Origin of the sequence: Corallococcus caeni (genome assembly GCF_036245865.1) — a bacterium.
GTDB classification, from domain to species: Bacteria; Myxococcota; Myxococcia; order Myxococcales; family Myxococcaceae; genus Corallococcus; species Corallococcus caeni.
In genome coordinates, this window is sequence record NZ_BTTW01000004.1 from 1 (window position 1) to 14605 (window position 14605).

Below are 14605 nucleotides of genomic sequence, written 5' to 3' on the forward strand. Positions count from 1 at the left end.
GCGCAATCGGCGGTCCTCCGTCGCTCGGAAGCACGTTTCCAGCTCGCTCCTCTGCCCCTCACTCAGCTCCAGCCGGCTCATGCAGGTTTAACCCGCGACCACCGACGGATTCATCCGAGCCGTGAATGAGAGGACTCAAACTCTCTGAGGGCCAAAAGGCGAGTGATACCCAGCGGTTTCATGGAGGGACTGGTTGCGACCCTCAATCGGGGACCGATTGAGGCTCCGCGAACTTCACCGTGGGTGACCTCGCCCATGGTCCCGACCTGCCAGTGTCCGCTTCGCAGGGAGTGCGTGGCGAGGCGGTGCTCGTGGGCTTGTAGGCGAAGCGTCAAGGTGGGCGAAAGACGCATGCTTTCGAGTCGCGCGCAGGCTCAGGGGCGAAGCCCTGCCCAGGTGGCCTACCGCGGCTGGTCCGGTCAGCATGCATGGCCGACTAGAACCTATCTCGATAGGAGCGAGTGGAACCAGGTGATGCCCAGCGCAAAGTGCAGCATCGCGATGTAGGTGTCCTCTAACTTCTCCCAGCGCACCAGCAGACGGCGGAAGCGGTTGAGCCAGGAGTGGGTTCGCTCGACGACCCAGCGTGGCGAAGGACGTCGACGCCGTGCGCACTTGGAACTCACCTGAGAGCGTCGTCTCGGCGCCCGGAGCGTGAAACCATACTCCTGGGCTAGCTCGCGGACGAGTCTGAAGGCATACCCCAGATCGACACATAGCGCCTGACGACGGCTCCGACTCGGCAGGGTCCTTCGGACTGGAATGGATTCGAGCGTGGAGCGCGCCAGCTTGAGGTCGTTCGTGTTGGCTCCAGTGACCACGAGGCCGAGGGGGCGCCGCGCGATTCGGTCAGCAGGCTCCGCTTGGTGCCGCGCTTCGCTCTGTCCGTGGGGTTGGGGCCTGTTTTTTCCCCCGCCCAGCGGCGCCTTGCCCTGGGGGCCATCAAACGCGAGCCATCGCCAATCAATCCGCGCCAGGTCGTCGTAGGCCATCAGCCCTTGGCGCCAGAACTCGCGGAAGACACCCGCGGCCAACCACTCGCGGAAGCGTCGATAGGCGGAGGACGGATGGTACAGGCCTGTGGCCTTCAACGCGCCCCTCTGCATCCCCGTGCGCAGCACCAAGAGAATCCCATCCAGAGCCTGTCGGTCGGGCACTCGTTGGTTGTGGCAGCCCAGCGGGTGCTCCGGCCGGGCCGGCAGCAGCGGTTCAATGCGTCGCCACAGCTCGTCTGGTACCCGCCAGCTGTCGTCCTTCTTCACTACCCATGGTCGCGGCCTCCTGCCTATTCAACTCGGCAGGAGGCCGACCTTCTTCCCTACCGCAATAGGCTTTTAAGGGGACACAATCTCCTGGCCGGCAGAGCACGGTGGTTAGGAGCCGAACCAGTTCCCTCAAGCCCATCCTGAACCTCACCCAGGAATAGAACGCCTTACTCCGCTTCATTCCCGCGCGCGCAAGCCCTGTCCTCCACGACATGGTGACCTACCACCGAAGTGCGCGCGGACTGCTCAGGGCCGGTCAACGCAAATCTCCGGTGCGCTTCAATCATCTCGTCGGGAGCGAGCGGATGGCGGGCGAACGTCCCCGGCCGAGGCGCCCAGACGGCCCTCCGCGCGCAGATGCGGTCCCCCAGATCGGCGCGCACGAGCGGAGGCCCGCCATCGCGCGCGAGGCACCAACCGACGAACACGTCCTCAAGGACGTGCTGGTCGATCACTGTGTCGTCTACGTCCGCGACGCGTGATGCCGCCTTCCGGCTGACGAAGTACGCGAAGCCTTCGGCGAACAGGTCGGGAAACGGCCCTTCGAACGGAACTTCGAACGAGCGGTCTTTACACTTGCCGAAGTGCCAGGTCTCGACGATGCCAGGGGCGGGTGGTGTAAGGCGGCCGGCGTAGTCCACGCCATTCAGGTCGAGCTCCGCCGCGACATCAATGTGGAGATAACTGTCGTCGTCGCACTTCAAAATATGATTGCAGGAAACGTTCGCGACGGCCCACCGGAAAAACGCGTGCGTCTTCTTCGGGAGCAGCTCGTACGCGTCGGGCACCGGGAGGATTAAACGATCGCCGACGAGCCGCGGCGGCGCCCCTGCGTCCCCATCACCCTCGACGAAGAGCACCGCCACGCCAGGAGGAGGTGGGGCCGCCAACCACGTCGTGCGCACCGCGCGCTCGCGCGCGCGATTAGCGCGACAGGTCATAATACCAATCAGCAGGTCAGCCGAGCGCACCGGTGGCTCCAGGTTTCGGCCCGTCCGAGTCGGAAGAATTGCAACTCGTACCGGATGTAGGAATCCCGGAGATAGTGTATATGACCGTCCATGGGGCGTCGATTTACGAAAAGCTGGCCTCCGACACCGAAGGTTCGGATGGACCGCACGTTCGCCTGGGCCCATCACCGGGAGGGCTGGAGCCGCGTCGAAGCGCTCGTCCGGGACCACCTCACCTGTCGGGACGGAGTGCTGTTCGTCAGCGCCGTAGAGGATCAGCTCTTTCATGTTGGCCCGGTGCAGGAGCCCTGGGTCGGCGTCGTTCACCAAGTCCCTCATCACGACCTGCCCGGGTTTCCCGACGTTGAACGGCTTTTGCGATTGAAGGCTTGGCAAGCCAGCGAGCCTCATTGCCTAGGGCTGTGGACCCTCACCGACTACGTTCGGCGGTTCCTGGTCGACCATGGTGTGCGCGTGCCGGTCGGTGTGCTCCCCTACCCATCTTCACGGGACGTCCCATCGTTCGATTTGGACCGCTTCGCGAGCCGCGCCCGGCCTCGTCTCCTCCACGTCGGCGAGTTCTTGCGCGATTACCAGGCGTTCTTCGACCTCGACGTTCCGACGTGGCAGAAGCAGATGCTCCGACCAGCCGACTGGTCGACGCGTTCGCGCAACGTCCGCATGAACGACTCCGTCGATGTGGTCCCACCAGTCGACAACGCTGGCTACGACGAGTTGCTCACCGAGAGCGCCGTCTTCCTCCACCTGCGCGATGCACCCGCGAACACCGCGATCGTGGAATGCATCGCGCGGGCGACGCCAGTGTGCGTGAATCGCGTCGGCGGTGTGGTGGAGTATCTCGGCCCGGAATATCCGCTCTACGACGACGGCAATGCCGCCTCGCTGCTGCGCGACCTCGGGCGCGTTCGAGACGCCCATCGGTACCTCCTTGAGCGCCGGAAGCGGTTCGGCACCGACGAGGAGTTCCTCGAGAAGGCCTCTGCGAGCGCGATTTACGTCTCGCTGCCGAATCCACCATCCGTCCAGCGCGGCTTTCGACGCTTCGATCTCACCGTGCTCGTCGCTGTGTACGCGAGGCTACATAACCTGCGGGAGCAGCTCGTTCGGTTCACCCGGCAGAGTGACGCCCCCCTTTTCGAGCTCGTGCTCTGGAACAATGACCCGCGCAACGCTCCAGCGGTCGAACACCTCGTTCGCGAGGTAGCCGCTGACCTCGATGTCCGGGTCATCCACAGCAGCGACAACGTTTACTGCGCGATGCGGGCGGCGGTGCCCGCGATCGCACGAAGCGACGTCCTCCTCGTTTGCGACGACGACGTGCTCCCGGAGCCTCATTACGTCCGGACGCTCTATGAGGCCCATCTTCAATCAGGCCCGAACGTCGCGATCTGCCTGCGGGGCCACGTCTTTCACCCGCACCGTTTGAACCTCGAGGATCCGGACCGTGAATGGCAGCTCGAAGAGCACCTCACGCTTCACGACCAAGCGGCGGCGGAGTGCATCGTTGATTTCGCGCATGCCGACAACTTCGTCATCTCGATGGAACTCCTCCGTCGCGCTTCGCTGCATCCGATGACGCATCCCGAATACGTCCTCGTGGATGACTACTGGCTCTCGTATGTGCTCAGCGCCAAGCTCAGCGCGACCTGTCGCAAGATCCAGGCGCCAGACATCTTCAAGTTCACGAACTGCGCCGACGATCCGCAGATTGCGCTGTACCATAACCCACGCGTGCACGAGCAGCGGGTCCGGCTCTATGTCGAGCACATGCTGGCCGGATGGCCCCTGCGCGCACAGCTCAAGTAGCAAGAGCCCGATGGATGGCGTGGACCACGCGGTTGAGCTCCCGCTCGGCCATGCCGACGTACGACGGCAGATACAGGCCTCGGTTTGAGAGCTGCTCTGAACGAGGGAAAGCGCCTCGAACCGGCGGAACGCTCGGCTGACGGTGCAACGGATGGAAGAACGGTCGGGTCTCGATCCCCGAGGCCCACAGCTGGTCGGCGACCGAGCGCCGGTCTCGACCGGAGGGCAGCAGGACGCCAAAGACCCAGTACGAATGCAGGACGCGCGCGGACTCTGGCGGAAGGCCGAGCCCGGACACCCCGCCCAGAAGTTGACGGTAGCGCGCTGCCACCGCGCGCTTGCTCGCGAGCGCTTCGCTCAGGTGTTCGAGCTGCGCGCACCCGATTGCGGCGAGCACGTTCGAGAGCCGGAAGTTGAAACCCGCGCCAGTGTGCACGAAGCGCTCCGCCCATGAGTCGCCAAAGCACAGGCTTCGCAGCGCGCGCAGCCGCGCCGCCTTGACGGGATCGTTCGTGACGACGGCGCCGCCCTCGCCCGAGGTCACCACCTTGTTTGCGTAGAAGCTGAACGTAGCGAGGTCACCGAAGGCGCCCGCAGGGCGCCCGTCAAGCTGTGCGCCCAGCGCTTCTGCGGCATCCTCGACGACCCATATCCCACGGCGTCGCGCCAGCTCGCAGATGCGTGTGGCGTCGGCTGGGTGGCCGTAGGTATGGACGAGGACGATCCCCTTGGTGCGGTCGGTGAGCGCCGCTTCGACGCCGTCCGGGTCCATGTTCCAGGTGTCGTCGGCGTCGACCGGCACGACGGTTGCGCCGCGGCGCAGGAGCGCCGCCACCGGCGCGAACATAGTGAAGTTCGGAGCAATAACCTCGTCACCGGCCGCGACGCCGAGCGCCTCGAACGCGAGATCCAGCGCTGACGTGCCACTGGAGACGACGACCGCGTAACATGTCCCAGCCGCTTCGGCGACGAGTGCCTCCATCCGGTCGACGAATGAACCGGTGCCGGAGATATGGGTCGAGCGGAGCGCCTGCTCGACGTATTCCAGTTCCTTCCCAAACAAGCACGGACGAGAGACGGGGAGGGGGTCGATCAATGGGGACGCATCCATGACCAGCGACACCCGTTCTCGCGAAACCACGCAACCGTCTGCCTCAACCCCTCGTCGATGGAGACGCGCGGCTCCCAGCCGGTCGCCCTCCGGAGCTTGCCGTTGTCGGCGCAGAACCGTCGAATGTCATGACGGCGAAGCCGCGCAGCGTCTACGTCCACTTGGACATTTGTCACGCCCATGATCACCGCGAGGCGTTTCACGAGCGACGCCACAGAGTGCGCCTGACCGGTGCCTACGTTGACCGCGTCGCCGTCGGGCAGGTCCGACGCCATTACCGCCACCAGCGCACGCGCGGTGTCCTCGACGTGCGTGAAGTCGCGCTCCACCTCCAGGTTGCCGAGCCGCAGCCGCGGGCCCTCGTGGAGCTGCCTGATGATCTCGGGAATGACGTACGGGTGGGTCGCACGCGGCCCGTAACAATTGAAGATACGCGCGACGATTACCGGGAGAGCGTGCTCAAGGTGATAGGTGTAGCAGAGGCGGTCCGCTGCCAGCTTCGAGACGGCGTAGGTGTTCAAGGGCTGCAGCGCGCAGCTCTCGTCCGTGGGCTCGGCGCCCGTCTCCCCGTACACCTCCGTTGAGGAGACGTGGAGCACGCGCTTCACTCCGCTCTCCTTCGCCGCGCGAAGCACGTTCAGCGTGGCCAGCACGTTCCGCTCGAAGAACCGCTGCGGAAATTGGTACGCCTCGGGTACGAATGTGTCACCGATGCAGTTGAACACGAGCTCGATCTCGCGCACGCGCATGACCTCAATCAACTGGAACGCGTCACTCGCATCGCCTTCGACGGCCTCGACTCGCGGATGCTGGGGCAGGTTCGCGCGAGATCCGGTGGAGTAGTCGTCGAACGAGACCACCCGCGCGCCTAGGTCGGTCAGCACCCGCGCGAGAGTCGAGCCGACGAAGCCCGCTCCCCCCGCCACGAGCACGGTCCTCTCTGCGTAGCTCAGATTCTCCATAGTGTTCAGAGTAGCCTTCCCTTGGTCATCAATGTCAATGGGAGACAGTTGGGGCGATTCTCTTGAGAAGCGAATGATTGCTGGAGTACCTTCAATGTCAATGGGAGACAGTTGGGGGGCGACTCTCTTGAGAAGTAAATGATTGCTGGAGTACCTTCATCGCTTTCAAACGGAGGGGAATCATGGCGCGACAGAAGGGAAGTCCTTCGAATCAGCCTAAGGAGAAGGGCGAGTCCCCGGTCTCCGAGTCCAGCCTGCCGGACCTCGCAGGGCCGCACTTGAAGGCAGCGGTCGAGCGACTCGGCAAGCTCGTCGCACACGAGGATGCACGGGTCGCTTTCGAGGCAAGCCAGCTCATCCTCCGCCTCGCGCGTCCGAACTTCCCCGCCGGCGGCATCGGTCCGGGGGGCTGGGGCGGTCCGGGGGGCTGGGGCGGTCCGGGGGGCTGGGGCGGTCCGGAGCGCGCCGGCTAACGCGAGATGCTCTTTCCGGGCCACCAATCCGCACTGCATCACCTCCATTGGCGCAGTTTTGACTCCTGGGGGCTTGCCTACCGCGAGCTCTCCGCCGACGAGTTGAACGGAGCCGCACTCGGCTGGGAGCTGGTGTGGCCACGCTCGGTCCGGGTTCATTACCTGTTGGGCGCCGATGCCCCATACGGCACTCCGACCGTGCGGGTGACCGCGCCCACCGAGGCGCGCACTCGCTGGCGGCACATCGAAAAGGACGGAACCGCGTGCTTGCTGGCGCCCGGACAGAGCTGGATGCCACTGCTGCATCCGGCCGCTATCGACGGCGTGCTTCGCGCGATCTCGCGGATCATTGAGCTCAACCTTCGTCGCAGCGGCGATCCACCCGATGCCGTTGCTGCGCGACATCGCTGGGTGGATTCGGGCGTGCACGCTTGGTCGTTGCTCAACCCCGAGCGCGGCGACTCGAATGCTGTGGCAACTCTGCTACACGGGCGATGGATCATCGCCTCAACGCGCCACGACCTCGAAGCGTGGATGAGCCATCGTGGCATGCGCAGCGAGGAAGTCGTGGATAGCGTTGTAGTCCACGTCCAGGACTTCGCGGAAGTTCCGCGCGACGCCAGGTCTCTCGACGGTCACGCCCGGAGGGCGGTCGAGGGTGGCGGCGTCGCGGTGTATGTGGTTCCGACCGAAGCAGGACCGCTGCTGGTGGCCGTCGCGCTCGGCCCGTCTGGTGTGCTCATGCGCGTGCGTGTCGACCGCGCGGACCGGCGATGGCTGCACGAGCGGGGCGGCGGCGGTCTTCCGGCCGAAATTTCGGAAGCCCACGTCGCCATCGTAGGATGCGGGTCGCTCGGAAGCGGCGTGGCCGAGATACTGGCGCGCGCGGGTGTGGGCCGCTTGACTCTCGTCGATCCCGATTCGCTCTCGTGGGACAACGTCGCGCGCCATGCCCTTGGGGGTTCGGCGGTGGGCCGGTCGAAGGCGAGCGAGCTCGCGTCGCGACTGCGGGCGCACCTTCCGACGACCCCGCGCGTCGTCGGCCTGCCGCACCGCTGGCAAGAGGTCGCCGCCGATCGTTCGCGAGCGCTCGCAGCGAACCTCATCGTCGGCACCATGGCGGCGTGGCCAGATGACTTGGCGCTCGCGGAGTGGGCACGCGCCCGAGACATTCCGCTGGTCCTCGGCTGGTTGGAGCCAAGCGCAACAGCAGGCCATGCGATTTCGCTGCGGGGACGATGCCTCGCCTGCCACTTTACGCCGCGCGGTAGGTTCCGTCGCGCCGCCACGCAATGGCCGGACGAATCGCCAATCCGGCTCGCGGATGGGTGCCACGAGCACTTCCTCCCATATGGCTATGCTGACGTCGTCCCAATCCAGAGCTCGATCGCGCGTCTCTCGCTTGAGGTCCTCACCGCTGAGTCGGCGGAGGCAACGCACCGGGCACTGCTGCCGTCGCTTCTCGCAGTGGAGGCGCTGGGTGCACGCGCCTCGCGCGACGCGGCCGATCTGCAGGGGCAACTCCCTACGACGGTGGTCTGGGCCGAGCATCGTCGGGGCTGGCCCGTGGATCCGGGCTGCTGGCACTGTGGGGGGATCGGGTGAACGAAGCGTCTTCACGAGCGGTGCGCGCGGGTCCGGCATGTCGTTGATCCCCGCGCGCCTGCATTACTGCTGGTTTGGTCGCAACGCCGAGCCACACCGCGAGTTGCGTGCCGGATGGCGGGCGCTGCATCCCGGCGCCGAGATTGTCCGCTGGGACGAGAGCAACGCACCCGTTGATCATCCATATCTTGCCGCCGTCCTTCAGCGAGGCCGCTACTCGAAGGCGGCGGACTTCATGCGGCTGTGGCTGATGATTCATCACGGCGGCATCTATCTGGACACCGATGTGGAGTGCTTGCGGAGCCTGGAGCCGCTGCGGACGCGCGCCTTCTTCGTCGGGTTCCAGCGAGAGCGTGGCTTCGATCCGCTCGAGTCGGTGAACTCGGCCGTGCTGGGGGCGCACCGTGGGCACTGGGCCGCCGCCGAGCTCATGCGCCGGTTGCTCGATCGCGACGATGGCGACTCGGCACCGATGGAGTCGGGCCCGCGGTTGGTCAGCGAGTTCCTTATTGAACTGGGCCTGAGATACTCCGACGAGGAAGTGCGCATCGCACCTCCTGGTCGCGATCCGATCCACGTCCTGCCTCGACGTGCGCTCTACCCATACTCCTGGGAAGAGGCGCCCGACCGGACGCGAATCGGACCAGACACCTTCGCGGTGCACCACTGGGACGGGAGCTGGGTAGCGGCCTGGAAGGCGTCCCGTATCCCCAGGCGCTAGGACTCCCGTGGCGCGTGGACCGTGCGTCGCAGCAGTTCGGTGATCTCCGCGAAGTTGGTGATTCGTGCGCTGAGGGGGCGGACGCCCTGCTTGCGAAGCAGCGCCGGCAGCGGCACCGGAGGCACTCCGAGGAAGCTCTGGACGTCGAACAGCGCCGCGCTGAAGTCCGCGTGCAAACGCTCGTACGACAGTTCGAGGGCTTCATGCGCCCAGAAGGCGCGCCTCGCCCATTCGCGGTAAGCGTAAATTGCATCGAGAAACGCAAGACACCGCTCCGGGTCGATGCGGATCGGCTCACTGGTGGGGATCGCCTCGTCGATCTCGACGTGCCACCGCCCACTTGCCTCGGCTTCGCTCAACGAGACGAACGTGTCCAGTGCGTTGTCGCGGGTGAGGTGAATTATGCGGACGTCGGTTCGATTGAGTAGATAGCGCCACGCACTGCGCGCCTGCGGTTCGCGTGCCTGGAGATAGAATAGCTTGAACCCGACGGCGAGGAGATCGGGATCATCCCGCCTCCGGAAGATCCTTTCCGCCAGAAACGAGGCACCGTCCATACTGGGCTCGTACACCCCGTCTGCGGCACCGAATCCGTTCCGGCGCTCCTCCAGTTCCTCCTGGAAGAGCTCGCCGTAGACGCGCAATCCCGGGTGCTCCCGGAGCGCGTTCAGCAGGAGCGTGGAGCCGCTGCGGGGGTGTCCGAGGATCACGAAATTCGTCTCGGGAACACCGGGCGCGCGAGGCATTGCGCTATCCGCCATGCGGCTCCTCCTGCGGCTTAAGCGGACGGAGATCAGAGAGGTTGCTGAGGTCGACCTCGGGCTCGCGGAGGATTGGATTCTCGAGAACCCGCAGGAAGTCGTCGTGCAGTGGATGCGTCGGCTCGTGGACCGAGCGCTTCGCGCACTCAGCTTCCCCGAACGTACCCGGCCAATGGATCAGCTTCATGAATAGCACGGTCGCGCACCCGACTTCGCGCGCGAGCTCCACGAAGGACGGCATCTCGCGGAAGTTGTTCGCCTGGACGACGAAGCTGAGCTCGAGGAATCCCAGCTCTCCGCAGCGGTGAAGCTCACCAAGGAACCGGAGGTTTCGCAGCAACTTCTGGAAGTTCCCACCTCGGTTGATTGCGTACGTCTTGGGTGTGGCGGCATCGACCGAGATCGAGACGCCCGCAATCGCAGGGTGCGCGGCCCGAAACGATTCCCACATGAGCCGGTCGAGCGCGAGCCCATTGGTCATGAGTAGGATGCGGAGCCCGGGAAACTTCGAGGCGTCGAGGCTCCGCAGGAAGTCACGGTAGAGCCGGCTGGCAATCGCGTCTCCGTGGCCGGTGATGATCGCGCAGTGTGCCGTCGGCAAGAACTCCGAAAGCACGACTTTCTGGATCGCGGCGGCACGGTCGAAGGCCGAGCCTTTGAGGACGATGAAGTCGCTGCGACACGTCGCACACTTCAGATTGCAGGTCGGGTCGTACCCGAGGCTCAATGTGTGCGGCAGCTCTTCGAGCATCGTCCGTCCGTCACGCACCCATTGCCGATGCCGCTCTTGCTTCAACGCAGAGACGGGCAGAAGCGATCCCTTCACTAGGTCGGGGCACTGCTTCTTGTCGCAGAACCGGTAGCTGCCATCGAGGATTGACTCCCGGATCTCGACCGCCATCGGCGAATTCCACTGCTGCTTCGGGCTGCCGGAGCGCACATCTCCGATGGGAGTGGGCAGCCAGTCTTCGCAACAGACGCGGAGCTTGCCTTTGGCGTCGATGCCGAGGAACTCGAACGGGCGCGGGCAGAAGCCAGGATGCGCGCTGCGCCCGGAGAGGTACGGCCGTTCAAAGTACTCCTCGTGAGGCGTGTGGCGAAACCGATCTCGAAGCTCCTCGAAGTTCGAGATCTGTCGTTCGGGCGGTACGTCCGACCTCCGGGCCAACGGTGCGCGCGGCGGAGCGCCGCCGCCCGCGCCGAGGTGATCGAGGACGCGACCCAACGTGTCATCGAACCGATCGCGGAGCCCTTCCTCGTAACGGATCTCGAGGAATGCGCGACGGTGGAGTGCCTGGCGGACCCACGCCCGCTGGGCCACAATGCGATCAAAGAACCGGGCCAGTTCGTCCGCATTGACCTCGAAGGAAGGCAAGGCGTGCGGTGAAGTTTCGTGGGGCCTCCGAAGCCATACACCGGTGCGCCGGGCGACCTCGAACGAGACCCAGCAGGCCAACAGGTCGCGGCGGACGAGGTGGATGACCGCGATCTCTGCGTGCTCGTGGATGAAGTCCCACGTCGTCGCCGCCGGCCCCGTCCGCGCCTGCTCGTAGAAGAGTTTGAAGCCGCGCGGCTCACTCCCCTGCTGGTAGAAGCCTCGCAGGTAGCCGGCGCCGTCCTCGCCGTCACGATATACGTTCACCGCGCCGTAGGCATGGTCCACGCGGACCACTGCGTCGTCGTGCAGAAGCTCGCCGAACGCCGACACCCCAGCTTGGCGGAGAGATTCGACGAGCAGCGTCGACCCAGAGCGGCCGCTAGCGAGGACCACAAAGTGCCGTTTTGCCAGCATCGACGGCATCCTCGTCTATCAGGAACTGCGATGTCTAGGCGTACGGCGCGTCCTGGTATGGTATAGTCGCGCGGAATATACTTGGTAGACTCACCGCCTCCATCGCGATGACCGACGACACTTGGATCATCACTGCGTACTTCAATCCCTGCCGGTACGCGACGAAGAAGCTCAACTTCGACATCTTCGCGGCGCGTCTGAAGGCCAGCCAAGCGAAGCTGCTCGTCATCGAGATGGCGCTCGATGATCGCGAGTTCGAGCTTGGGAATGATCACGACGTTATCCGGGTCCGCGGCGACGGCGTGATGTGGCAGAAAGAACGGCTGCTCAACCTCGCAAGTGCCCAACTGCCCGCCTCCTGCACGAAGGTCGCTTGGCTCGACTGCGACCTCTTGTTTGAGGATGACGAATGGCTGCGCCAGACATCCGCCGCGCTCGACTCTCACGTGGTCGTCCAGCCCTTCAGCCACTGTGTCCGTCTGCCACGAGGCCATCTGGAGTTCCGCAGTGTGGGCCAGGAAGAAGAGCAGATTACCGAGTCCTTCGCGGCTGTCTATGCACGTGACCCTTCGCTCGCGCGCGACGTGACGTTCCGGCTGCACGGCCATACCGGCTACGCCTGGGCAGCGCGGCGCGAGTTCCTCGATGCGTGCGGCCTGTACGACGCCTGCCTGACCGGCAGCGGTGATCATTTGATGGCGCATGTGTTCGCTGGCGCACCAGATTCGCCCTGCATCACGGCGACGCTCGGCTCCGGCCGATACGCAGAGCATTTCGCACGCTGGACGGAGGACGCCCACCGCATCGTTGGCGGCAGGCTCGGCCACGTTCCTGGCTGCGTACTTCATCTGTGGCACGGGACGATCGCCGACCGCCGCTATCATCAGCGCAACCAGGAACTCAAGGCGTTCACCTTCGATCCCATGCACCACCTCCGGCGCGACGCGAATGGGCTGTGGGCATGGGGCGACGCGCCCGCTGAGTTGCGGGCCTGGGCGACGGAGCTCTTCGCGTCACGCAACGAAGACGGTCACTGCGGCTTGGACGGCCGAGCCGCCGGATGACGAACGGCCAGCACATGACGAATGACATCTGCGTCATCACTTCGTACTTCAACCCGTGCCACTATCTCACGCGGAAGCTCAACTTCGACCTGTTCGCGGCGCGGCTGAAGGCGACTGGAGCGAACCTCATCGTAATCGAGATGGCGCTCGACGGCCACGCGTTCGAACTCGGGGAAGATGACGAACCGCTCCGCGTACGAGGCAGCGGGATGCTTTGGCAGAAGGAGCGGCTGCTGAACCTCGCGATCCGCAAGCTACCGTCGTCTTGCACGAAGGTCGTCTGGATCGACTGCGACGTGGTGTTCGAATACGAACAGTGGCTGGAGGACACCTCCGCAGCGCTTGATCGGTTCATGGTCGTCCAGCCCTACAGCAACTGCGTTCACCTCGAGCGCAGCAGGTCTCGGCGCCAGGGTGGAGAGACGAGCATTGAGTCGTTCGCGGCCGCATTCGCTCGCGACCCGTCGCTGGCGCGCGACGCCGCCTACCAGGCGCACGGTCACACAGGCTTTGCGTGGGCGGCGCGGCGCGAACTCCTCGATGCCTACGGCCTGTATGACGCCTGCCTGACCGGCAGCGGTGATCATTTGATGGCCCATGTCTTCGCCGGCACCTCAAGCTCTTCCTGCATCCCCGCGATGATCGGGAGTGGCCACGCCTATGCGGCGCACTTCGCGCGGTGGGCTGCCGAGGTCGAACGGTTCGCGGGCGGCAGGCTCGGCCACGTTCCTGGCTGCGTACTTCATCTGTGGCACGGGGACCGGGCTGACCGGCGCTATCGCGAACACAACCAGGAGTTCAAGCGCTTCGCGTTCGACCCCGATCGGCACATCCGTTGTGACGAGAACGGGTTGTGGAACTGGGCCGACGCGCCGTCCGCGATGCGCGCCTGGGCAAGAGAGATGTTTGTCTCGCGCAATGAAGATGGCGAACGTGGTCCGGGCGCCTGAGTTGCCCTCATCTCCACCGCAGGAGATGTGCTGCTTCGCGCCGAGCGTCCGCCGCGCTCGCGCAGCCCGCGAGCAGCATCGCGACTCGCAGCTCTTCGACAAGCAGGTTCATCGCGCCGACGACGCCCGCCTCTCCACCCACCGCGAGCGCCCACATCACTGGCCTGCCGACGAACACGCCGTCTGCACCGGCCGCGAGCGCTTTGAACACGTCTGTGCCTCTGCGAAAGCCGCTGTCGACGAATACTGGCACGCGACCCGCGACCGCACGGACGATCTCCGGCAGGACGCTGATCGTCGACACGGTCGTGTCGAGCTGCCTCCCGCCGTGGTTAGAGACCATTATGCCGGACAGCTTCAGCTCGAGCGCGGGCGCCACGTCGAGCGGATTGATCACGCCCTTGGCGATCACTGGCAGGCGCGTGGTCTCGCACAGCCAGGCGAGATCTCGCCACGTCACGGATGGATCGATGTCGACCGCAACAGATGAGATGGGGTTGTTGGAGTTGGCGAGGTCTCTGCGCGCGAAGTTCGCCGCCGAGATACCATCCGGCAAGCGGAAGCCATTACGGAGGTTGCGGTCCCGCTTTCCGGGGACCGGACATCCAAGAGTTACCACAATCGCCTTAAAGCCTGCACACTCTGCGCGCCGGATCAGGTCCGTAGTCAGCTCGCGATCCTTGAACAGATAGGCCTGGAGCCAGAGGTTATCATTGCCGGACTCGCGGGCAATCACCTCAAGCGAGATGCTCGACATGGAGCTGACAATCATCGGGATGTCCAGCGCTCGTGCTGCCCGTGCGGTTGCGACCTCCCCATCGCGATGCACGAGTCGATGAAAGGCAGTCGGGCTGAACCCTACCGGGAAGCGGAACGTGTGCCCCAACACCGCCATCGCAAGTTCCAGGGCCGAGACGTCGCGCATGCACAGCGGCAGCAGCGCAACACGATCGAGGTCCCTGCGGTTCGCCCGAGTGGTGAGCTCGTCGCAGGCGGCACCATCGATGTAGTCGAACACCGCGGGCGACATCGAAAGCCGCGCCAGTGCGCGGTAGTCCTCAAGCGCGACAAGCTTGACGACGGGGCCACTCGGCTTCTGGCTCATGGGCAGAGGATACAGCATA

The 14605-nt window shown here is 65.0% G+C and carries 12 protein-coding genes; 5 read left to right on the top strand and 7 right to left on the bottom strand.

The features are described 5' to 3' along the window. Window positions 1-443: 443 nt before the first annotated feature. Window positions 444-1262, bottom strand: a complete 819-nt coding sequence (locus AABA78_RS18245) for an IS5 family transposase (RefSeq protein ID WP_338264306.1) — start codon at window positions 1260-1262, stop codon at window positions 444-446. 170 nt (window positions 1263-1432) lie between these two features. Next, window positions 1433-2236 carry a glycosyltransferase family protein gene (locus AABA78_RS18250; RefSeq protein WP_338264307.1) on the bottom strand — a complete coding sequence of 268 codons (804 nt, stop codon included), beginning with the start codon at window positions 2234-2236 and terminating at the stop codon, window positions 1433-1435. Between the two features lie 138 nt (window positions 2237-2374). On the opposite strand from AABA78_RS18250, the gene AABA78_RS18255 reads away from it, so the two are divergent. Further along, window positions 2375-4042 (top strand): glycosyltransferase family 2 protein, encoded by a 1668-nt coding sequence (locus AABA78_RS18255; RefSeq protein WP_338264308.1) that lies wholly within the window; start codon window positions 2375-2377, stop codon window positions 4040-4042. Here the strand turns inward: AABA78_RS18255 and AABA78_RS18260 are convergent. Together AABA78_RS18260 and AABA78_RS18265 are read right to left on the bottom strand one after the other, a co-directional pair. After that, window positions 4035-5138 (bottom strand): DegT/DnrJ/EryC1/StrS family aminotransferase, encoded by a 1104-nt coding sequence (locus tag AABA78_RS18260; RefSeq protein WP_338264309.1) that lies wholly within the window; start codon window positions 5136-5138, stop codon window positions 4035-4037. The genes AABA78_RS18255 and AABA78_RS18260 overlap by 8 nt on opposite strands. Continuing rightward, entirely contained in the window at window positions 5135-6085 is a 951-nt protein-coding gene (locus tag AABA78_RS18265; RefSeq protein WP_338264310.1) for an NAD-dependent epimerase/dehydratase family protein, read from the bottom strand. The genes AABA78_RS18260 and AABA78_RS18265 overlap by 4 nt, the downstream gene beginning before the upstream one ends. Before the next feature lie 509 nt (window positions 6086-6594). Here AABA78_RS18265 and AABA78_RS18270 point away from each other — a divergent pair. Both AABA78_RS18270 and AABA78_RS18275 read left to right on the top strand, forming a co-directional pair. Further along, window positions 6595-8193 carry a HesA/MoeB/ThiF family protein gene (locus AABA78_RS18270; protein ID WP_338264311.1) on the top strand — a complete coding sequence of 533 codons (1599 nt, stop codon included), beginning with the start codon at window positions 6595-6597 and terminating at the stop codon, window positions 8191-8193. A gap of 37 nt (window positions 8194-8230) precedes the next feature. Beyond that, entirely contained in the window at window positions 8231-8914 is a 684-nt protein-coding gene (locus tag AABA78_RS18275) for a glycosyltransferase family 32 protein (RefSeq protein ID WP_338264312.1), read from the top strand. Here AABA78_RS18275 and AABA78_RS18280 read toward each other — a convergent pair. Together AABA78_RS18280 and AABA78_RS18285 are read right to left on the bottom strand one after the other, a co-directional pair. Next, window positions 8911-9675 (bottom strand): sulfotransferase, encoded by a 765-nt coding sequence (locus AABA78_RS18280; protein ID WP_338264313.1) that lies wholly within the window; start codon window positions 9673-9675, stop codon window positions 8911-8913. The two genes, AABA78_RS18275 and AABA78_RS18280, sit on opposite strands and share 4 nt — an antisense overlap. Beyond that, a complete protein-coding gene (locus AABA78_RS18285) occupies window positions 9665-11476 on the bottom strand; it encodes an SPASM domain-containing protein (RefSeq protein ID WP_338264314.1) in 1812 nt (603 codons plus the stop codon). The genes AABA78_RS18280 and AABA78_RS18285 overlap by 11 nt, the downstream gene beginning before the upstream one ends. A gap of 98 nt (window positions 11477-11574) precedes the next feature. Here AABA78_RS18285 and AABA78_RS18290 point away from each other — a divergent pair, with 98 nt between their 5' ends. Continuing rightward, entirely contained in the window at window positions 11575-12531 is a 957-nt protein-coding gene (locus AABA78_RS18290) for a hypothetical protein (RefSeq protein WP_338264315.1), read from the top strand. A gap of 14 nt (window positions 12532-12545) precedes the next feature. Then, window positions 12546-13481: a hypothetical protein gene (locus AABA78_RS18295; protein ID WP_338264316.1), complete on the top strand. Its 936-nt coding sequence runs from the start codon at window positions 12546-12548 to the stop codon at window positions 13479-13481. A gap of 7 nt (window positions 13482-13488) precedes the next feature. On the opposite strand, the gene AABA78_RS18300 is transcribed toward AABA78_RS18295, so the two are convergent. Further along, window positions 13489-14586, bottom strand: a complete 1098-nt coding sequence (locus AABA78_RS18300) for an alpha-hydroxy acid oxidase (RefSeq protein WP_338264317.1) — start codon at window positions 14584-14586, stop codon at window positions 13489-13491. Between the last annotated feature and the right edge of the window lie 19 nt (window positions 14587-14605).